This is a genomic window from Ensifer sp. LC11 (genome assembly GCF_001695835.1).
GTDB lineage: Bacteria > Pseudomonadota > Alphaproteobacteria > Rhizobiales > Rhizobiaceae > Ensifer.
In genome coordinates, this window is the sequence record NZ_MBSO01000027.1 from 55,188 (window position 1) to 74,719 (window position 19,532).

General features: G+C 62.7%; 23 protein-coding genes and 1 pseudogene. 14 read left to right on the forward strand and 10 right to left on the reverse strand.

What is annotated here, in order from left to right; genetic code table 11:
• Window positions 1-7: 7 nt before the first annotated feature.
• Both BBX50_RS19395 and BBX50_RS19400 read right to left on the reverse strand, forming a co-directional pair.
• The gene (locus tag BBX50_RS19395) at window positions 8-865 is read right to left on the reverse strand and encodes a sigma-70 family RNA polymerase sigma factor (protein ID WP_065776961.1); all 858 of its coding nucleotides are present in this window, start codon (window positions 863-865) and stop codon (window positions 8-10) included.
• Complete coding sequence (locus BBX50_RS19400; protein WP_065776962.1) at window positions 865-1,332, reverse strand: carboxymuconolactone decarboxylase family protein; 468 nt, start codon at window positions 1,330-1,332, stop codon at window positions 865-867. Before BBX50_RS19400 ends, BBX50_RS19395 begins: the two co-directional genes overlap by 1 nt.
• 289 nt (window positions 1,333-1,621) lie before the next feature.
• Between BBX50_RS19400 and BBX50_RS19405 the strand changes: the two genes are divergently transcribed.
• From BBX50_RS19405 to BBX50_RS19430, 6 genes are all read left to right on the forward strand, one after another.
• Window positions 1,622-2,545, forward strand: coding sequence for a peptidoglycan-binding domain-containing protein (locus BBX50_RS19405; protein WP_065783910.1), 924 nt, complete (start codon window positions 1,622-1,624; stop codon window positions 2,543-2,545).
• A 121-nt stretch (window positions 2,546-2,666) separates the two neighbouring features.
• Window positions 2,667-3,647 carry an ABC transporter substrate-binding protein gene (locus tag BBX50_RS19410; protein ID WP_065776964.1) on the forward strand — a complete coding sequence of 327 codons (981 nt, stop codon included), beginning with the start codon at window positions 2,667-2,669 and terminating at the stop codon, window positions 3,645-3,647.
• Window positions 3,648-3,655: 8 nt separating this feature from the next.
• On the forward strand, window positions 3,656-5,428 hold the full coding sequence (locus BBX50_RS19415; protein WP_083213633.1) for an iron ABC transporter permease: 1,773 nt from the start codon (window positions 3,656-3,658) through the stop codon (window positions 5,426-5,428).
• Complete coding sequence (locus BBX50_RS19420) at window positions 5,416-6,456, forward strand: ABC transporter ATP-binding protein (protein WP_065776965.1); 1,041 nt, start codon at window positions 5,416-5,418, stop codon at window positions 6,454-6,456. The genes BBX50_RS19415 and BBX50_RS19420 overlap by 13 nt, the downstream gene beginning before the upstream one ends.
• A 55-nt stretch (window positions 6,457-6,511) precedes the next feature.
• The gene (locus BBX50_RS19425) at window positions 6,512-6,811 is read left to right on the forward strand and encodes a hypothetical protein (RefSeq protein ID WP_065776966.1); all 300 of its coding nucleotides are present in this window, start codon (window positions 6,512-6,514) and stop codon (window positions 6,809-6,811) included.
• Window positions 6,808-7,194 (forward strand): type II toxin-antitoxin system death-on-curing family toxin, encoded by a 387-nt coding sequence (locus BBX50_RS19430; protein ID WP_065776967.1) that lies wholly within the window; start codon window positions 6,808-6,810, stop codon window positions 7,192-7,194. Before BBX50_RS19425 ends, BBX50_RS19430 begins: the two co-directional genes overlap by 4 nt.
• A gap of 21 nt (window positions 7,195-7,215) precedes the next feature.
• Here the strand turns inward: BBX50_RS19430 and BBX50_RS19435 are convergent, their stop codons facing one another.
• The gene (locus BBX50_RS19435) at window positions 7,216-7,512 is read right to left on the reverse strand and encodes a hypothetical protein (protein ID WP_065776968.1); all 297 of its coding nucleotides are present in this window, start codon (window positions 7,510-7,512) and stop codon (window positions 7,216-7,218) included.
• A gap of 215 nt (window positions 7,513-7,727) precedes the next feature.
• Between BBX50_RS19435 and BBX50_RS19440 the strand changes: the two genes are divergently transcribed.
• Both BBX50_RS19440 and ftsZ read left to right on the forward strand, forming a co-directional pair.
• A complete protein-coding gene (locus tag BBX50_RS19440) occupies window positions 7,728-8,336 on the forward strand; it encodes a glutathione S-transferase family protein (RefSeq protein WP_065776969.1) in 609 nt (202 codons plus the stop codon).
• A gap of 462 nt (window positions 8,337-8,798) precedes the next feature.
• Window positions 8,799-9,833, forward strand: coding sequence for a cell division protein FtsZ (ftsZ, locus tag BBX50_RS19445; protein ID WP_065776970.1), 1,035 nt, complete (start codon window positions 8,799-8,801; stop codon window positions 9,831-9,833).
• A gap of 505 nt (window positions 9,834-10,338) precedes the next feature.
• Here ftsZ and BBX50_RS30970 read toward each other — a convergent pair.
• From BBX50_RS30970 to BBX50_RS19450, 3 genes are all read right to left on the reverse strand, one after another.
• On the reverse strand, window positions 10,339-10,461 hold the full coding sequence (locus BBX50_RS30970; RefSeq protein ID WP_274534027.1) for a hypothetical protein: 123 nt from the start codon (window positions 10,459-10,461) through the stop codon (window positions 10,339-10,341).
• A 354-nt stretch (window positions 10,462-10,815) separates the two neighbouring features.
• Window positions 10,816-10,947: a hypothetical protein gene (locus tag BBX50_RS30975; protein WP_274534028.1), complete on the reverse strand. Its 132-nt coding sequence runs from the start codon at window positions 10,945-10,947 to the stop codon at window positions 10,816-10,818.
• Window positions 10,948-11,104: 157 nt separating this feature from the next.
• The gene (locus BBX50_RS19450; protein WP_065776971.1) at window positions 11,105-11,491 is read right to left on the reverse strand and encodes a mechanosensitive ion channel family protein; all 387 of its coding nucleotides are present in this window, start codon (window positions 11,489-11,491) and stop codon (window positions 11,105-11,107) included.
• Between the two features lie 143 nt (window positions 11,492-11,634).
• On the opposite strand from BBX50_RS19450, the gene BBX50_RS19455 reads away from it, so the two are divergent.
• Both BBX50_RS19455 and BBX50_RS19460 read left to right on the forward strand, forming a co-directional pair.
• Complete coding sequence (locus BBX50_RS19455) at window positions 11,635-12,444, forward strand: sensor histidine kinase (RefSeq protein WP_065776972.1); 810 nt, start codon at window positions 11,635-11,637, stop codon at window positions 12,442-12,444.
• Window positions 12,396-12,797: an ATP-binding protein gene (locus BBX50_RS19460; protein ID WP_065776973.1), complete on the forward strand. Its 402-nt coding sequence runs from the start codon at window positions 12,396-12,398 to the stop codon at window positions 12,795-12,797. Before BBX50_RS19455 ends, BBX50_RS19460 begins: the two co-directional genes overlap by 49 nt.
• Before the next feature lie 32 nt (window positions 12,798-12,829).
• Here the strand turns inward: BBX50_RS19460 and BBX50_RS19465 are convergent, their stop codons facing one another.
• Window positions 12,830-13,534, reverse strand: a complete 705-nt coding sequence (locus BBX50_RS19465) for an SDR family oxidoreductase (protein WP_065776974.1) — start codon at window positions 13,532-13,534, stop codon at window positions 12,830-12,832.
• 176 nt (window positions 13,535-13,710) lie between these two features.
• Between BBX50_RS19465 and gcvA the strand changes: the two genes are divergently transcribed.
• Window positions 13,711-14,619: a transcriptional regulator GcvA gene (gcvA, locus tag BBX50_RS19470; RefSeq protein WP_065776975.1), complete on the forward strand. Its 909-nt coding sequence runs from the start codon at window positions 13,711-13,713 to the stop codon at window positions 14,617-14,619.
• 33 nt (window positions 14,620-14,652) lie between these two features.
• Here gcvA and BBX50_RS29975 read toward each other — a convergent pair whose 3' ends face one another.
• The 3 genes from BBX50_RS29975 to BBX50_RS19485 form a co-directional block, all read right to left on the reverse strand.
• Window positions 14,653-15,183, reverse strand: a complete 531-nt coding sequence (locus BBX50_RS29975; RefSeq protein ID WP_065776976.1) for a putative immunity protein — start codon at window positions 15,181-15,183, stop codon at window positions 14,653-14,655.
• Window positions 15,184-15,292: 109 nt separating this feature from the next.
• Window positions 15,293-15,703 (reverse strand): hypothetical protein, encoded by a 411-nt coding sequence (locus BBX50_RS19480; protein WP_065776977.1) that lies wholly within the window; start codon window positions 15,701-15,703, stop codon window positions 15,293-15,295.
• A gap of 9 nt (window positions 15,704-15,712) precedes the next feature.
• Entirely contained in the window at window positions 15,713-16,366 is a 654-nt protein-coding gene (locus tag BBX50_RS19485; RefSeq protein WP_065776978.1) for a glutathione S-transferase family protein, read from the reverse strand.
• Between the two features lie 189 nt (window positions 16,367-16,555).
• Here BBX50_RS19485 and BBX50_RS19490 point away from each other — a divergent pair, with 189 nt between their 5' ends.
• The 3 genes and pseudogenes from BBX50_RS19490 to BBX50_RS19500 form a co-directional block, all read left to right on the forward strand.
• A complete protein-coding gene (locus BBX50_RS19490; RefSeq protein WP_244513202.1) occupies window positions 16,556-17,929 on the forward strand; it encodes a phenylacetate--CoA ligase family protein in 1,374 nt (457 codons plus the stop codon).
• A 230-nt stretch (window positions 17,930-18,159) separates the two neighbouring features.
• Window positions 18,160-18,642 (forward strand): transcription elongation factor GreA, encoded by a 483-nt coding sequence (greA, locus tag BBX50_RS19495; RefSeq protein WP_065776979.1) that lies wholly within the window; start codon window positions 18,160-18,162, stop codon window positions 18,640-18,642.
• 396 nt (window positions 18,643-19,038) lie between these two features.
• Window positions 19,039-19,416: pseudogene (locus BBX50_RS19500) on the forward strand (DUF3095 family protein); the annotation flags it as partial.
• Window positions 19,417-19,532 lie beyond the last annotated feature (116 nt).

Below are 19,532 nucleotides of genomic sequence, written 5' to 3' on the forward strand. Positions count from 1 at the left end.
GCAAGAGCTAATGCAGATGCGCAAGCTTGTCGGGATTGCGCATCACGTAGATCGCCACGACCTTGCCGTCCTCGATGTCGAGCGCGGTTGTCTGCAACTCGCCATCGGCCTCCCGCGTGACGAAGCCGGGCAGACCGTTGATGAAGCCGGCGCGGATGAGCGTCGAGCCGTGTTTTGCAAAGAGGGCGGCCAGTTGCTGGTGCACCTTCATCACGGCCTCGAAGCCGAGGATCGGCTGTATGGCCGCCGGGCGCTTGCCGCCGCCATCGGAATGGACGCTGACATCGGCTGCGAGCATGGCGCCAAGCGTCTTCATGTCGCCATGGCGCGAGGCGGCGAAGAAGGCGTTGGCGAGTTCCAGCCCGCGTTGCTGCTCGATCTGGAAGCGTGGCCGTTCCTCGCGCACATGGGTGCGGGCCCGGGCCGCAAGCTGGCGGCAGGCGGCGGCATCGCGCTCGATCGTCGCCCCGACCTCCTCGAAGCTGAGGCCGAAGACGTCGTGCAGCAGGAAGGCGGCGCGCTCCAGCGGTGACAGCCGTTCAAGCGCAAGCATCAGGGGCAGGGTGACATCATCCTCCGGCTCCTCCTCGACAACGGGATCGGGAAGCCAGGGGCCGACATAGGTCTCGCGCTTGAGGCGCGCGGATTTCAGCTGGTCGAGGCAGAGCCGCGTGACGGTGCGGCGCAGGAACGCTTCGGGCTCGCGCACGGACAAGCGGTCGGCCCCCATCCAGCGGATGAAGGCCTCCTGCACCATGTCCTCCGCATCGGCGACGGAGCCGAGCATGCGGTAGGCGACACGGATAAGTTTGGGACGCAGCGGGTCGAAAACCGCCGCTGCGTCCACGCTTTGCCCCTCCGCCATCAGGCGGCAGCCTGCGCGGCCTTGGCCTCGGCCGGGTCGACCCAGAGGCCGAAGCCGACGGCAAGGCGGTTCCAGCCATTGATGACGTTGATCATCAGCGTGAGCTTCACCTGTTCCTCCTCGGTGAAATGGTCCTTCAGCGCTTCATAGGCCTGCTCGTGGCTGTGGCCTTCCGAAAGCCTGGTCAGTGCTTCGGTCCAGCCTAGCGCGGCGCGCTCGCGGGCGGAATAGCAGGGCGCTTCGCGCCAGGCCGAAAGCAGGTAGATGCGTTGCTCTGTCTCGCCCTTCGCACGGGCTTCCTGGGTGTGCATGTTGATGCAGTTGGCGCAGCCGTTGATCTGCGAGGCGCGGATCTTGACGAGCTCGATGATGGTCTGATCGAGGCTGGCGGCGACGGCGACGGACGTGCCCATCCAGTTCTTCATCAGCTGCGGGGCGGCGGCGAAAAGGTCGATCTTGGCAGTCATGGTTCCGTTTCCTTTCGTTGGTTCCGATACCATGACGAGCGAGCTTCGGCCGGTGTGACATCGGGCCGAGATTTTTTTGAAAATGCCGCCGGTGCCCGGTATGGCACACATCGACCTGCCGAGTGTGCCAAAAGTATTGCGGGATCTTTTGCGCGAAATGTACTAATTGGGTCGATTTGATACGGCTCTAATCCGTTTAGATGACTATTTATCGGTAGTACAATGTGTGAATATGTGAACGATTTTCCATTCAATTACCCCACTCTCAGCATTCCTCATGGAGGAAACATTGCCGGAAGAGCTGAATGCCGCCCTGGACCTGCCATATGTGTTTGACATAACGATTAAGGACGTTGCCGTTCTTTGGAGAAAACTTGAGGATCGGCATTTTGTTCTAACGGCGCAGTCTCCAAGTTGGTATGGCAAGCTGCAAGGCGAGGTCGGTGTATCGTTCGGCAAGCTTGATGGTTATCTCGGCCCGGTGGTGCCCAAGCATGGCATGGAGAAAACCGCTGTCGAGGCCATCCTGGCCACGGTGCTCATGCAGCGCATCGGGATCGCCATCAGGGAACTGGCGCTGGAGGCGCTTCAAGTTGCTGTCGTCGCCGACGGGAGTGGCGAGGAGAAGGGGCGTCTTCGTTACGGCGAAAACAACCTGATAACCGGAGTGGACGAGCAATATCTCCGGAAGGTTCTCGACCCGTTGGAGGACTATGCGGGAGACGGTTGCCTCTTCGAGGTGTTGGAATACTCGCTGAACAGCCCATTTCGCATGAAGTCGAGGATAGCGTCGATGATGCTCTCCCTCAATCTCGCATTGCTGCCCTTGGGCGGCAGACCCGTCGACTACAATCTCATCCTCAACGCGTTGAACACGTTCATAGCCGCAGCAAACTTGGGATACGAGCTGACGATCGTGAACAGGAAAAGCGATCATCGCCTATCGCTTTATGTCGAACAGGAATTCGACAAGCTGATGCTCGAATCGGCAAGTGGAGAGGTCAACCTGCTGCAGAAGTATCTCGCCTATCTGGGATTCTATCACGGCGAACTGGACAACAGGTTCGGACCGAAGTCGGAGAGGGCTGCGCGGAATTTCGCCAGGGTCTTCAGAATATATGACTACAAAAGCCACCGAGATCACGAATTCTTGCATACGGTGGCCAGGGCCTATGTCCACTACCGCAACATCACGTCCTCACCTTCCCAGTGAACCCTTCGCCTTCCTTGGTGGAGCTGGTCTGTTGAACCGGCATTTGACACATGGAATTGTCATACCGCTGTAAAGGCGCGGCTCTATCCCTCGGCGCCAGATTCAACACGAGGGTATATCCATGAAATCGTTTGTCTCCGTCCTCGCCGGCGCACTCGTCGCGGGCCTCTTTTCGACTGCCGCCTACGCCGACAGCCTGGTGCTCTACACCAGCCAGCCGAACGAGGATGCGCAGGCGACCGTCGATGCCTTTCAGGCGGCCAATCCTGATATCGAGGTGGAATGGGTGCGCGAGGGCACGACCAAGATCATGGCCAAGCTGATGGCCGAGATCGAGGCCGGCAATCCGGTCGCCGACGTGCTCTTGATCGCCGACACGGTGACGATGCAGCGGCTGAAGGAGGCCGGGCATCTCGAAGACTACAAGTCGCCGGAAGCGGCCAAATACGATGCTTCGCTCTATGATGCCGACGGCGCCTATTACTCGACCAAGATGATCACGACCGGCATCGTCTACAACACCTCGGCCGCGATGAAGCCTGCCGGCTGGCAGGATCTCGCAAAGCCCGAAGCCAAGGGTCTGCTCACCATGCCGAGCCCGCTCACCTCGGGCGCAGCACTGATCCACGCGCAGACGCTGACCGTGATCGATGGCCTTGGCTGGGACTATTACAAGGCGCTTGCGGCAAACGGCGCGACGGCGGCCGGTGGCAATGGCGGCGTGCTGAAGGCGGTCGCAACCGGCGAGAAGGCCTATGGCATGCTGGTCGACTTCATGGCGATCCGCGAGAAGGCCAAAGGCGCGCCGGTGGAATTCGTCTTCCCGACTGAGGGTGTTTCGGCCGTCACCGAACCGGTCGGCATCCTGAAGACAGCGAAGAATGCCGAGGCCGCCAAGAAATTCGTCGACTTCCTGCTGTCGGAGGAAGGCCAGAAGACGGCGGTGAAGATGGGCTACATCCCGGCGCGCAACGGCGTTGACCTGCCCGAGGGCTATCCGGCGCGCGAGACGATCAAGGTCCTGCCGGTCAATGCGGCTGAAGCGGTGAAGACTTCCGATGCCGACCTGAAGACCTTCTCCGGCATCTTCGGCACGAACTGATCGCTTGAATGCTTGAACGCAACGACCTGCGCAGCCGGCCTCGTTGGCTGCGCTTTCCCTTTCAGGGCCGAGCGAACAGGGTTCGGCTGGTGCGGGCAGGGGCACGCCCCGCTGCCGAGCCGCGCTGGCTCGCGCCTTTTGTTGTTGCCTGCCTGTTCCTCCTCTGCCTGCTGCCGCTCTTCAGCCTGGCGAAGGCCGGCTTTGCCGGGCTCGTCTCCGGGCATTCGATCGGCGTGCTTATGGAGCCCGCGACATCCGCGGCGATCCGCAACACGCTTCTGACGGCGACCGGCGGCATGGTCGTTTCCGTGCTGATCGGTGCCCTCTTTGCCTTCGCCGTGGCGCTGACGGATGTGCGCGGCAAGCTCACTTTGAGCTTCGCCTTCATGCTGCCGATGATGATCCCGCCGCAGGTGACCGCACTTGCCTGGGTGGAAATGACCGGACCGGCAAGCCCACTTCTGAAAACGCTGGGGCTTGCGCCGCCGCTCGGCAGCCCGCAGCCGCTCTATTCGCTCTCGGGCATCTCGCTGCTTCTCGGCGTCCAGCACGCGCCGCTCGTCTTCCTGGCACTCAAAGCCGGGCTTTCGGCCTCGCCGCGCGACGGGGTGGAGGCGGCAAGGCTTGCGGGTGCCACGCCGTTCCGCGTCTTTTGCGATATCGTCGCGCCGCTTTCGCTGCCGGGGTTGATTGCAGGCGCCGCGATCGCCTTCGTTTCCAGTGTCGGCAATTTCGGCATTCCGGCGATCCTCGGCATTCCCGCCGGCATCGCGGTACTGCCCACCCTGATCTATGCAAGGCTTGCGAGCTTCGGCGCCGGCACCTTCGGCGAGATCGCGCTCCTCTCCAGCCTGATTGCCGTGATTGCCGCCGCAGGTCTGATGCTGCAGCAGCGGGCGCTCTCAGGGAAGGACTACCGGATCATCGGGCTTTCCGGAGCGAATGCCGCCTTTTCGCTCGGCCGCTTCCGCCCGGTCGTCGAACTGGCGCTGGTGGCAATCCTGTTCTCCGTGCTGGTGGCGCCGCTGACGGCCCTTCTTGCCAGCTCGTTGGTACCGGCCTATGGCGTGCCGCTCAATTGGCAGACGGTGTCGCTTCGGGCCTATGAAGAAATCCTCTTCCGTCAGTCGATGACGCTGAAAGCGCTGGGCAATTCGATGTTTCTCGCCACCAGTGCCGCGCTCGGACTGCTCGCCGTTTCGGTGCCGGCGGCCTATCTCATGACCCGGCGCAAGGGGATGCTTGCCAATGCGCTCGGCATCCTCATCGAAATTCCCTATGCGCTGCCGGGCATCGTGCTTGCCGTCGCCTTCATCCTCACCTTTGCCGCACCCTTGCCTCTCCTCAACGTCTCGCTCTACGGCACCATCTGGATCATCCTGATCGCCTATTTCTCGTCGTTCCTGGCCGTCAGCCTGAAGCCGGTCATGAGCGCCTTCCTGCAGATGGATCCGTCGCTGGAAGAGGCGGCTCGGCTTGCCGGCGCCGGGTTCTTGCGGCGTATGCGCGATGTGATCCTGCCCTTGGTGGCGCCGGCCGCCGGTGCCTCGATCATCCTCGTCTTCCTGATCGCCGCCAACGAGCTGACGGTTTCGGCGCTGCTGTGGTCGGCGGGCACCCAGACGCTCGGCGTCGCGATCTACAATCTCGACGACAGCGGCTCGTCCGATCTTGCCGCAGCACTTTCCGTGCTGGTGGTGATGATGGTCGTCCTCTTGATGGCGGCGCTCGAGGCGCTCGCAAGATATCTTCCGGAAGGCGTGCTGCCGTGGCGCAACTGATCCTCAATCACCTCACCAAAGATTTCGGCGGCGGTCGGCCGGCGGTCGCTGACGTTTCGCTCACCGTACGTGAAGGTGGCTTTCTGGCGCTGCTCGGGCCGTCCGGCTGCGGCAAGACGACGGTGCTGCGCATGATCGCCGGCTTCGAGCACCCAAGCGACGGTTCGATCGATTTCGGCGAAAGACGGCTTTCCGACGCGTCGCGGGCGCTGCCGCCGGAAAGGCGCAACATGGCGATGGTGTTCCAGTCCTATGCGCTCTGGCCGCATATGACGATCGCTGAAAATGTCGGCTATCCGCTGAAGGTGCGCGGCATTTCCGGTGAAGCCTGGCAAGCAAGCGTCGGCGAGGCGTTGTCGCTGGTGAAACTGACAGATTATGCCGAGCGCCGGCCGGCAGCCCTTTCCGGTGGCCAGCGCCAGCGCGTGGCGCTTGCCCGCTGCCTGGTGACCTCGCCGGATGTGGTGCTGCTTGACGAGCCGCTCGCCAATCTCGACCAGCATCTGCGCAAATCGATGGAAGAGACCTTCCGCATCTTCCACGAGCGCTCAGGCGCGACGATGATCTATGTGACCCACGACCAGGCGGAAGCGATGGCGCTCGCAACCGACGTCGCCGTCATGTCCGAGGGGCGGCTGATGCAAGTGGCGCCGCCTGCCGAAATCTACGCAAGACCGGAAGGCGCCATCGTCGGCGGCCTGATCGGCCGGGGCTCGGTGCTCAGGCTGGCGGTACCGAAGGGGGCGCCGCGGGCGCTGGAGTGGCCGGCGCTGCGCGCTGCACTCGGCGGCATCGGCATGGAAGGCGCGGGAAACGGAACAGTTCGCGACGTCCTCGTGCGCCCGGAACATGTACGCCACGACGGCGAAGGCATAGCGCTCCGCGTCACGTCCTGCGTCTTCGAAGGCGAGCGTTTCGCCCTGACGCTGTCGTTATCCGACGGCCAGCTGCTGAAGGCCTATGGAGACAGCGCGATTGCGCCGGGGGAAACGGCGCGTTTCGTGATGAGCCGCGGGTGGCTGCTTTGAGGGGCGACGGTTGCGCCTCCTTGGAAACGCCACTTCCAAATGCTATATCCTAGCTATGGTGAAGAACGTCAGGAAAACAACGGGAAGAGTTGCGGATGCCGCGATAAGGCGTGAGATTTTCCGCGACAAGGCCGGCGTTTTTCACGAACGGCTGAAGCACAATACCGAGGTTATTTCTCAGACCACGCCAGGCACGGTGCGACCGGCCGCGAATCTGCGGCCGCAAACGGTTGTCGTCAAACAGGAACAACCGCCCGTGGCAGCCAGTGGAGATGAAACCTACGACGTCTCGATGAAGGCGGCGGAGGATGTATTCGCCCGCTTTGATTGGACGCTCGCCGAACTTGCCAAATGAAGCCAATATCCTTCGATGCTTTGGTGCAGGCCCACGACCTGACCATCAAGAGGCATGGAGGTTTGCCCGGCATCCGGGATGAAGGCGCAATTCGCGGCGCAATCGCCCGCCCTGTAAACGTCGCACTCTACGAGGATGACGTCACGGCCGGCAGGCTCGCAGCCGCGGTGTGCGTTGGCATCGCCAAGGCGTACGGCTTTACCGATGGCAACAAGCGTGCCGCGCTCTTTGCGCTTGCGATGCAACTGCTCATCCTGGGTTTCAAACTTGATGCCAGCCAGAAGGACACGCGCGATGTCATTTGGGCGGTCGCGGATGGGAACATCGGAGAGGCTGAACTTGCCGTTTGGGTCGACGCCCATCTCCTGCCCACCGATCATTGACGGTCCATCCTACAGAAACCGTCAATCGCAATCCGGCTTGTCGAGCTCCACCTCGAACTGGCGCGGACCGACCAGGCCGGGTTTTGATGGCAGGCCGATGATCTTTGCGATGACGCTGCATTTGCCGGCAACCACGGCATAGCGGTCGCGACCCTGACTGACGATCTTGTCGATCGGATATTTGGGAACGGCCGCGGCAACCGCGTTGATGACGGCAATCAGCTCGCGGGCGCGCTGATAGTTCGGCGCAACGGCGGCAGTCGCCTGATTGGCGGCAAGGAGAAGGGCGAAGCAGCAGAGGGTCGATCGCGCAGACATGGCAGGGCTCCTGTTTGCGCAAGCGAAGCATGGCCCCTGCCTGCATTCAACCATGTCCGTTGGAAATGCGACGCGAAGGTCGTTTCTGAAAATTTCGAGCGTACGGAAATAAACCATTGAGTTAAATGAAACTGGTTGCTATAAACAACCGGTATTCCGCTTGGTGGCGGTTGAGGAGGAGTGAGGCGGGTCGCCTCAAAGGACAGGAGGACAACATGAAACTCTATCAGGGCATGGGGCCGAACTCGTATCGCGTGCGCATCTTCATGGCGGAAAAGGGCATCTCCGTGCCGATGGTCGATGTCGATTTCGCCAAGGGCGAACACAAGGCGCCGGAGTTCCTGGCGGTCAATTCGCTTGGGCAGATTCCGGTGCTGGAGCTCGACGACGGCACGATCATCACCGAGAGCGTCGCGATCTGCCGTTATCTTGAGGAAATGCACCGCGAGCCGCAGCTTTTCGGCCGCGATGCCGTCAGCCGCGCCAAGGTGGAGATGTGGAACCGGCGCGCCGAACTGGTGATCCTCGGCACCGTCGGCAATGTGGCGCTGCATTCGGATGCCTTCTTCGCCGAGCGACTGACGCAGTTTCCGGCCTTTGCCGAGGCCGAGCGGGTGGCCGTGCCGAAGAAATGGGGCTGGCTCGACGACGAACTTTCGGATGGCCGTCCGTTCCTTGCCGGCGAAGACTTCTCGATCGCCGACATCACCGCCGGCGTCACCGCCTGGCTCTGCGATGTCTTCGGCATGGAGATCCCGGCTTCGGCGAAAAACGTCCAGCGCTGGCTGGAGCGGGTGCGCTCGCGGCCGAGCTTCGAGGCGTAGGGGTTTTCGGTTGGGGAGGGGCGTCTCGCGCGGATCTTTGAGTATCGAGATGTGCCCCTCATCCGGCCTGCCGGCCACCTTCTCCCCGTTTTGACGGGGAGAAGGAGACTCGCGGCACCCGCTCGTGCCGTCGGCCTAACTCGGTAGCCGCGTTCGCTGACGGCACGTCTCGGGTTGGGAGCCGGCCGTCGTGCTCGTCCCCTCTCCCCGCCTGCGGGGAGAGGGTTACGGTGAGGGGCAGATGCGGCGTAAGACTTTGATTGTTTGATGGTTTTTTTCATTTTGTCGCGGAAACCTAGCGGCTGATTTCCCGCCTCTACGGCCCCGCTAAAATACTTATGTGGATAGGCTCTCCGTCCTTTTTGCTTGCCTTCTCCATGGCTTTTTTCAATTCCTAAAATACAAGCTGCCCGATTCGCCCGCCGCTGACGCCTCGCTGGCGTTGGTTCTAGGAGACAAGCCATGACCGATTTCAAGAAGCCCACGATCACCGAAATGCGCCCGAAGATCACCGTCATCGGGGTCGGCGGCGGTGGCGGCAACGCCATCAACAACATGATCAACGAAGGGCTTCAGGGCGTCGATTTCGTAGTGGCCAACACCGACGCGCAGGCGCTCGCCATGTCGAAGTCGTCGCGCATCATCCAGCTCGGCGCGGCCGTGACCGAGGGGCTCGGCGCCGGCTCGTTGCCGGATGTCGGCCGGGCGGCGGCGGAAGAATCGATCGACGAGATCATGGATCACCTCGGCGGCACGCATATGTGCTTCGTGACCGCCGGCATGGGCGGCGGCACGGGCACGGGGGCTGCACCGGTGATCGCGGCTGCGGCGCGCAAGGCAGGCATCCTTACGGTCGGCGTCGTCACCAAGCCCTTCAGCTTCGAAGGCAAGCGCCGCATGGAAACGGCCGAGCAGGGCATCGAGCGGTTGCGCGAGGCGGCCGATACCGTGATCGTCATCCCCAACCAGAACCTCTTTCGCATCGCCGACGCCAAGACCACCTTTGCCGATGCCTTCGTGATCGCCGACCGGGTGCTCTATTCCGGCGTCGGCTGCATCACTGACCTGATCGTCAAGGAAGGTCTCATCAACCTCGACTTCGCCGACGTGAAATCGGTCATGAAGGGCATGGGCCGGGCGATGATGGGCACCGGCGAGGCGACCGGCGAGGGCCGGGCGCTGAAGGCGGCGGAAGCGGCGATCGCCAACCCGCTGCTCGACGAAGTGTCGATGCGCGGCGCCCGCGGCGTGCTGATCTCGATTTCCGGCGGCATGGACATGACGCTGTTCGAAGTGGACGAAGCCGCGACCCGCATCCGCGAGGAAGTCTATGACGAGGCCGACATCGTCGTCGGCTCGATCTTCGACCGCTCGCTCGACGGCACCTTCCGGGTGTCGGTTGTTGCGACCGGCCTCGATAGCGCCCGCTCGGCGGCCAATCCGGCTGGTGCTGCCGCAGGCCAGGCAGCCCCGGCGCCGACCCGTACGCTGCAGTAATCCGCGCCTTCCGCCTCGGCGCGGACTGAACTTTCTGACGCCATGCGTTCCATCGGGACGCATGGCGTTTTTGTTTGCCGCAACGTCTCTCACAGCGGCGGTGCCTTCACGCATTGTTCCTCACCCAATCGGGGGAGCGCGGGGTGCAGAAACTCGTTTCGTGCTCGGAGCGTTCTTGCATCGTTCAACTTGTATTAGGTGCTGCTTTTGAAGTGGGCGCTACCAATTTCCGGGGCGATATCGGGCCGATTGCGCAGTCGGAGGGGTAGATCAATCCCCTGTAATGGCAGAGGTTTGGTGCCATTGCCGCTCTTTTGCAGCCTGCTGCCCTGTTCGGTTGGTGATGTGAGAAGGACGCGCGGCACATAAGTGGCGCCGGCGCGCCATCGCGCTGGAATCAGGATTGCAATTTAAGGATGTGTTCGCGGTCTTGGCCGACGGGACGCGCGAAACGGCGGCGCTTGGGCGGAGCCGGCCGGCCTTTCGGTCGGCCATCGGCTGGGGATCAAAGCGCGGCGAGCTGCTCGGCGGTCGCCACGATCTCCGTATTGCCAAGCGAATGGTTGGCATATTTGAACACCAAAATGCTCATGACTGACGCGACAAGGGCTACCAGGATGATACGCATGGGTTCTTCCTTCCTGCCTGATCGTGATCCTTCGTTGCGCCAGGCGATGATTGATCCGGAAACCCGATGCTTCCGGGTGAAAGGCCTGAGGGCCTTTCGTGAGTGTGTTCTAGCAAATGGGAAGGGCTGCCCCTTGTTCCCGCGGGGACAGCAGGTCGGCGCCGCTGCATGCAGCCTTGCCGTGAGGTCCGGGTCTTCCGGGCTGTCGTTTAGTGGACGGTGGCGACGAACCAGGAGTGTTTCGTTATCGTCATTGCGCCCTTCGAAAATACCGAGCTCTTCACAACGGCAGCACCAGGCTAGGCTGCCGCCATTCGCAAGGGCGCACTCCCGTTCGACGCACTCGATCTTCACTCACTGGCCGAGGATCCAGAAGAGGCTGCCGAAAAGCACGATGAATGCGCCGACGGCAAGGAGGAAGCGAAGCATCCCCGTATTGGTGTCCCTTGAGCCGACGAGACAGTACCAAAGGTGGTCGTTGTCCATTTTCGATGCTCCATCTGGGTGTCTGCTCTGAGCAGAAGATGTCAGCTCTTGCCTGGTCGCTCAACAGCACGGTGACGAGCAGTCGGCGTTTGCGCAGCATCAACAGCGTTTCCATACCGCTGTCGCCGCCATCGAAGATGCCGACTTGCGCCGAGGCCTACCCCTCCGCTTCCGCCTCTGCCGCCACCGGCTTTTTCGCCAGTGCCAGGTTGGCCGCGGCCGCTTCGGCCTCGGCGGCACCGGCGGCGCCTGAGCGCACGGTAACGGCGTTGGAGGCGAGGTCGAGGCCGGCTTCGCGCAGGGCCGGCAGCAGGCGCTTCATCGCCTCGCGCTGCAGGATGCTCGGGTTGCCGGGGCGGGCGGTGAATTTCAGCCGCACGACGAGCGAGTTTTCGGTGACGTCCTGGATGCCCTGCATCTTCAAGGGCACCAGGAATTCGCCGCCGATCTCCGGATCCTCGAGCATGGCAAGGCCGACCTTCTTGATGGTCTTGCGGATCTTTTCGGGATCCGCGTCGCGCTCAAATTTCAGCTCGAACTTCACCGTGCTTCGGCGAAGGAGAAAATATTGACGCCCGGCCGCTCACGATGACGAGCGGCCCGGGTCTCTCGCGCTCGTACGCTTGCGTCTTTGGGTTGATTTTTCCCGAGCTGATGCAGATAGCTTAAATTACGTCAGTCGGATAAATGCAGGTGAAGATGATGGTGCTTGGAAGTCTCTATCGAAAAACCTTCGAAATGGACCATTCGGACACGAGTGCCACCGAGTTTCTCTCCAAGGTCCTCAAGCTCGTGCTGGGGTTCTGGACGGCCGAGTTTTTCATCACCGGATCTCTCTGGGTCATGCTCGGGGTCAACCCGGTCGACTACGCCCCCATCAAGCTGGTGGGGTCGCTTGCATCGGTGCTGCTGACGCTGGTGATTTCCCACATTGTGGCGTTGATGCGCACGATCAATATCGCGGGCCAGGTCTTTGTTTCGGCTGTCCTGTCGGTGCTCGCCTCATCGGTCGTGACCACCATCGACTACAACCTGTTCACCTACGTCAACCCGTCCGTCGCCATCGAATACGATCTCGAGAACTTCTGCTACACCCTGTTTTTCGGCGTCTCGCTGTTCTTCGGCTGGTCGTGCTTCTTCATCGCCTACATGTACAACCTGAAGGTTCGTGCCCAGGAGCGCAGGCTTGCGGTCTCGCGCGAAGAGGCTTTGGCCGCCAAGATGCAGGCGCTCTACTACCAGATCAATCCGCACTTCCTGTTCAACACGCTCAATTCGATCGTCGGACTGATCGAGGAGGGAGCATCCTCGCAGGCGGGCCGGGTCGTGATTTCGCTCTCGTCGTTTCTGCGCAGGACACTGGAGATGGATCCGCTGCGCGACGTGGCGCTTTCCGAGGAGCTGGCGCTGCAATCGAGAAGGAGCGCTTCTCCGACCGCATCCGTGTCGTGCTCGACATACCGCAAGAGCTCAAGACGGCGCTCATCCCCAGCCTGATACTGCAGCCGCTCGTCGAAAACGCCGTCAAGCATGGTCTCGGGCGCTCGTCCGGAGATCTCAAGATCACGATCAGGGCGTCCCAGGAAGACAATCGGCTGCAATTGTCCGTCGACAACATTTCCGAGGCGGCGGAGGTTTTTCACGTCGCCGACCGGCCCGGTCTCGGCGTAGGCCTTGCGAATGTCGAACACCGGATAAAGGCACGCTTTCCGGAGGGCGGCTCCCTGATCGCCGGGCCGATCTCGCCGGCTCACTTCCGCGTGACCCTCACCATGCCGCTAACGGCACCAGTCAACCCTCGCACTTCCACCGATCGACTGCCGCTTGCGGGCGCCGACGGCGCCGTCTGATCCGATGCGGCCCGGCAGCCCGTGGCGCATGCTCACACAGAGCGGGTCAGCCCGCCATCCACCTTCAGGTTCTGGCCGGTGATGTAGCCCGCACCTTCGGAGGCGAGGAAGGCGACGGTGGCGGCGATTTCGGCGCTGGTGCCGTAGCGCTTCATCGGCACGGCGTCGCGACGCTCCTCGGTGGCCGGCAGGCTGTCGATCCAGCCGGGCAGCACGTTGTTCATGCGCACATTGTCGCCCGCATAGGTGTCGGCGAAGATCTTGGTGTAGGAGGCAAGGCCGGCGCGGAAGACAGCTGACGTCGGGAACATCGGCGACGGCTCGAAGGCCCAGGCGGTCGAGATGTTGATGATCGCGCCCGATTTCTGCTTCTGCATGATCGGGGCCACGAGGCGGACCGGGCGGATGACGTTCATCAGGTAGACGTCAAGCCCGGTGTGCCACTGTTCGTCGGTGATCTCGAGGATCTGGGCGCGCGGGCCGTGGCCGGCGCTGTTGACCAGCACGTCGATCCGGCCCCATTTTTCCATGGTCACGTCCACCAGACGCTTCAGATCGTCGTTTGACTGGTTCGAGCCGGTAGCGCCGATGCCGCCGAGCTCGGCGGCCAGCGCCTCGCCCTTGCCGGAGGAGGACAGGATCGCCACCTTGTAGCCATCGGCGGCCAGACGCTTGGCGCTCTCGGCGCCCATGCCGCTGCCGCCGGCGGTGATTACAGCCACTTTTTCTACTGCCATTTGTTCGCTCTCCTCGTCATAATCCGATCATTTCATGTTTTACAGCGACCTTTGTGCATCTTGAAGGACGCGCGGCACCGTCGTGCCGATTGTGCGGCCACTGCGAATGAAATACCATCTCCGGGCCGCAACGACGAAGCAGTTTCGTTTTCAAGTACCAGTAGAAAAACTATCGGATGAGTGACGCGCCAGGAAAGCTCCCCTCGCTGAACGGGGTAAAGGTGTTTGAGGTGGCGGCGCGCCACCTCAACTTTCGCCTTGCGGCCGAGGAGCTCGGCGTCACGCAAGGGGCGGTCGCCCAGCAGGTCCGTGGGCTCGAGGCCGAGCTCGGGGTGAAGCTGTTTGAGCGGCTGCCGCGCATTCTTGCGCTGACGGGCGAGGGTCGCGCCTACATCGCCGACGTGAGGCGGGCGCTCGAAATCATTGCGCGCGCGACCGATGGGCTGAAACCGCAACCGGTCAGGCTGACGATCAGCACCACGCCGTCCTTTGCCTCGAAATGGCTGATCCCGCGCCTGCCGGATTTCACCGCAGGGCACCCGGATCTCGACCTGCATATCCTGGCGACCGATCGCATGTCGAACTTCCAGGCAGACGGTGTCGACCTTGCAGTGCGCTACGGCCGGCCGCCCTTCGGGCCTGGGCTCGCCGTGGAGCTTTTGTTCGAGCAGGAGATCATCGCCGTCTGCAGCCCGATGCTGATGGCGGGGCGAAAGCCGCCTGAGACGGCGGCGGAGCTTGGCCGTTATACGCTGCTGCACGACGCGCACAATTTCTGGCCGGAGTTCATCGAGCGGCATCTAGGCTCGAGCCGGCAGGCCACGTTCAAGGGCATCAGCTTCAACCAGACCTCGCACGCGATCGAAGCGGCGACGGCAGGCCAGGGGATCGTGCTCGCCAACCGTGATTTCGTGGCCCAGGACATTGCCGAGGGGCGTCTCGTGCGCATTTTTGAGGGATCCATGTCCGGCCCCTCCGATTTCTATCTTGTCTGGCCGCGCTATCGCAAATCCCAGGCGCTTCAGACGGTCATCGCCTGGCTGAGCGACGAGGCGGGCAAGGCGCGTGAGCGCGCGTCGGGTTGACCGACGGGAGGCGTGCCCGACAGGGAGGCTGGGTCAGCGGCGCAGTGCAGTATCGAGCGCGAAGAGCAGGGCGTGAAACGCGCCCCTGCTGGGCTTTCGTCCCGGCATCTTCCCGACGATGCGCCGGATCTCCGGCGATGCGGCCGCGACCGCCCATTGCAGTTCCGCTTCCATGGTCGCGGCTTCGTTGGCGGCCCCAAGCGACAGCGCCTGGATCGCGTAGGCGGCGGGTCCAAGGACATGGTTGATCTGGTGCGGTGTTTCGATCGGGTGGGTGTAGGCGGCACCGGCGGCGGCAATGGCGGCGCGGGCGGCAGCCTTGGCGGCGGGGTCTGCCACTTCCCGTGCTGCGGCCTGGGCACCCCAGGCGGCCTTGCGCAGATGCGCGGTGCGCGGCCCACCCTCGGCAAAGGCGCGGGCAGCCTCGACCGCCTCGTGCGGGCGTGTATCGCCCGGTACCGCCGCCTCGAAGATCGGCAGCGCCCGCTGAGCGCAATCGACCGCCCAGCGCGCAATCTGGCGCAGGTCGTCCTCGGTCAGCAGCGGCGGCGATTCCTGGTTCATCGCCCAGTTCTTCGCACGGAAGGCGAGCGTGCTGCAAATCTGGGTGGCAGAAGCTTTGGACGATTAGCGCTCTCAGGCCGGGGACGAGGTGCCTGTACCGTGCGGCTTTTCAGGCGTCGGGTGGACCCAAGGGACGTTTCCGCGTTGTCATGATGGTCTCTCCGCATGGTCCGACCAGGGCCTCGAAGCCGGCGCCGGTAAAGCTCACTTCGACGTCGTACTTGGTCATGTCATACTCCGAGTCCGCTTCCCTTGCCTGCTTGAACGGCTGTTCCCGGATTGACCATATGCCGTCTTCGATCCTGTAGTGCGGCTCCTGCTCGCGACGAAGGCCATGAATGTCTTGGATCACCAGGGATCTGATTTCCGCCTCGGACAGGTCGATATCGCAATCCGGCGCCGGCGGCAGGTATGGGATCAGACCCATGAGGACCAACGGGCCGAACGCTACCAGCAGGCTGAAGACGATCAGAAGCGTAGCGAGGGCAATCATCACTCTCCGCTTGGTCACGTCGCCCATTCGCGGCACTTAACGCTCCCAGCCGGGCGTAAACGGAAAGCGTTCTGCCCAAAGGGCCGCGAGCCGCGGATCGGCGTCGACGCGACGGATGGTGTCCGCGAGCCCGGGAGCGACGTCATAGAAGCGGCTGCGCCCGGGCGACCAGCGCGACGCCGTGGCCACATAGAGATCGAGAACCGAGAGCTCCTCGCCGAGGAGGTAGCGCCCCGGCTGCAATTGTGCGCCCATCTGCTCCCAGCAGTGAGCGATGCGCTCGTACAGGCGCGCCTTGACCGTGGCGTGGTCCTCAGCACGGTCAACGACGCGCGAAGGGTCGTCGGCGACCCAGTAGAGGGCATAGATGGCCGAGGAGACAAAGGTCATCCATCTGAGGAACGCCGGTCGTGTTGCGTCGGTCAGAGCCGGCGCGAGGCGCGCTTCTGGGTGGGAATCTGCGAGCCAGATCAGGATGGCGGCGCTTTCGGTCATCAGTTCTCCGGTGGGCAGCGCCAGCGCCGGAACCTGGCGCAGGGCATTGATGCGCGCGAGCCTCTCGGCCTCATGGCTGCCCTCCCAGGGGGCATGGTCCTCGACCCGATAAGGCAGGTTGAGAAGGCTGAGCGTTGCCTCGATCGGAACGGATCCCGAGGTTGAGGCTCCATAGACGACAAACGGTTCGGCCAACGATTTTTCTCCCACATGAGGCAGCCCCTGACCCCCGGCCGCCGTGCCCATGAAGACTCAGGGTTGAAGCGTCTTTCGCCGGTTGTCGCATGGATTTCCGCTTTCGCGCTATAGTCGTCGCTCCGGCAACGAGAGTGCAACTCGGCCGCACGCCCAACATGTGAAAAGCCAGTCACAGAGGTCTGATCGATGACCGCAGCATCCGCAAGCCTGGATACCTCGGAGCTTCTCAGGCATTCGCACGAGCGGCAACTCCGTTCCGAATGGTCGAGAGACACGTTGTTGTCCTTTCAGCGAAGCGAGCTCACATCGGCGCTTAGGCACGCGGTCGACGCATCGGCCTATTACCGGGAGACGATCGGCGGGCTCGTGGCGCGGGGCGCGCCGCTCAAGGACTTTCCGGTGCTGACGAAGCGCGCGCTGATGGAGAATTTCGATCGAATCGTCACCGATCCGAGGCTGAGCCGGCTCCAGGTGGAGCAACATCTCAGCGGAGTGGATTCGGGCTCTCTTCTGCTCGGGCAATATACGGCCGTTGCAACCGGTGGCACGACGGGCGAGCGCGGGGTGGCGGTTTTCGATCGTGCCGCGTGGCTTGCGGCAATCGCCAACATGGTGCGCTTTCAGGCGTTCGTCGGCATCGACGAGACGACACGTAGCGTTGCCATTTTTGCGTCGTCTCCGGTCCACATTTCCTATCATGTCGGCGTGGAACTGCGCGCGCTGCGGCCGCCGGCGCCGCGCTTCAACGTGCTGATGCCGATCGAAGAGATCGTGGACGGCCTCAACGCCAATCAGCCGGATGTCATCTCCACCTATCCGTCGTTCGTGCGGGTCTTGGCCAGCGAGCAACAGGCGGGCCGCTTGCACATCAGGCCGAGGCTGTTTCGCACCAGCGCCGAAACCCTGACGCAGGAGATACGCGACCTTGCGGCCGAGACGTGGCAGGCGGTTGTCGCCAACAGCTATGTGTGCACCGAGGCGGGGCCGATGGGACACGAATGCCTGCTGGGCGACGGGCTGCATCTGGCCGAGGATTCGTTCGTCTTCGAAGTGGTCGACGAAAACGATCGCCCGGTGCCCGACGGCGTCGAAGGCGCGAAACTGCTGATCACGACGCTTACCAACCGCACCCTGCCGCTCGTTCGCTATGAGATCTCCGACATCGTGGCGATGGCGACGGGGCCCTGCCGGTGCGGCCTGCCGTTCTGGCGCATCGGGTCGATCGCCGGCCGGAGAGAAGAAAGGCTGCGCTTTGCCAGGCGAGGGGGCGGGACGGTGGACGTGCATGCGCACCGGCTGCGCTCACCGCTGACCGGTGCGGCCGGGGTGCGGCAGTTCCAGTTCGTGCAATTGCCCGGCGGCCTGGAGATCGTCATCGCCGTGTTTGCCGAGGTGGACGCCGAAATCGTCAGCGGGGCGGTCGAGCAGGCCGTGCGCGCGGCGCTTAATGCAGTCGACGCCGTGCCGGCAGAGGTGCGGGTGAGGGTGGTGGACACCATCGAACGCTCGGGCGCAGGGGCCAAGCAAAGGCTGGTGGTGGCCTCACCGGAAGGCAACTAGCGGACCAACCGGGTGGAAATGATGAGGCTAGTGCCAGGCAGGCCTCGATTGGCCGAGCCCTCAATCCGCTCAGGCGAGGCATCAGCCTCGTGGGCAGGGCGGACATTCCGGTGGCCGCAGGGCGGGCAAGGTGCGTATAGTGTTGATCGGCCAGCGGCAGGCCGATATGGGACCGAGCGCAGTTCTCCAAAGGGATGGCTGCGCCTTGCAGCCAGACGGAGTTTTGAAGAGTGAGCGTTGCCTTCACCAAGGAAGAGAGTGCCGAAACTGCGGCGGAAACGCTGCTGCCCGACCGGCCGATTTCGCCGCATCCGAACCTTGTCACGGACGCGGGCCTGAAGGCGCTGGAGGTGCAAGTGCAGGAGGCGCGCGCGGCCTACGAAGCGGCGGCCTCGATCGACGACGTGAACGAGAAGCGCCGGCAACAGGCCGGGCCTTTGCGCGAGTTGCGCTATCTCGCAGAGCGGCTGCGCACAGCGCAACTGATGCCAGAGCCGGGCTCGACCGAGGTGGTGGCCTTCGGCAGCACGGTCACCTTCAGCCGCGACGATGGGCGCGTGCAGACCTACCGGATTGTCGGCGAGGACGAAGCCGATCCCAAGGCGGGCTCGATTTCCTATGTCTCACCGGTGGCGCGCATCCTTCTCGGCAAAGAGGTCGGTGATGTCATGAGTGTCGGCGATCAGGAGCTTGAGATCATCAAGATCGCCTAGTGCCCCCCTGCCTCAAGTGGAATCACTGAGGCAGAAAGATGCCCTAGAATCAAAGGGCTGGAGCGTCCCTGGTGCGTTCACATAAACGCACGGCGCTCTTGAGCTTCCCGCTTTCAAACGGACCTCCTTCTGGAGACGGACCGATGCTTTCGAATGAACGTCGAGAGCATCCTTCGTGCGTTCCAACAAATCACCGGCGCACGCGATGATCTCACCGAAATGTGAAAACAATCGTATCCGATTAAATTGTGTCGTATTGACATATGCGCCAATTCGGATATTTCTATCGCATCCGATTTAATTTTATGGCGTCGATTTTATCGCGGCTGTCATAGCGCTGCCGCTTTGCCCGAAGGCTGATTTGAGCGACCCGATCCGTCTACCATGAGGATGCCCATGCACACGAACAGTGACGCTCAACACGCTCCGGCCTACAGCGACTTTTCGCTGGTACTCGATCCCGATGTCTACGAGCCGCTGCCCGACGACTGGCTGATCGGGATTACCGATATCGTCAATTCGACGCTGGCGATCCGGGCCGGGCGCTACGAGGACGTGAACTACACCGGTGCCTCGGCGATTGCCGCTGTTGGCAATGCCTGGGGCAACTTCGAGTTTCCCTTCGTCTTTCGCGGCGATGGCGCGGCTTTCGCGCTTCCGCCGGAAGGGCTGACGATGGCGGCCGCGGCCCTCAGGCAGGTGGCGGCGTTCGTCAGAGAGAGGTTCGGCCTTGATCTTCGCGTCGGGCTGCTGCCGGTAAGCGACATCCGGGCTAGGACCAATCGACATTCAGGATTCCCAAATCGCTTAATCGCTGATTCATAAGATACCGTGTTAGGCACGGAGGTCGATGGTGGCGGTTAGGCGGTATGAACTGAGCGACGCTCAGT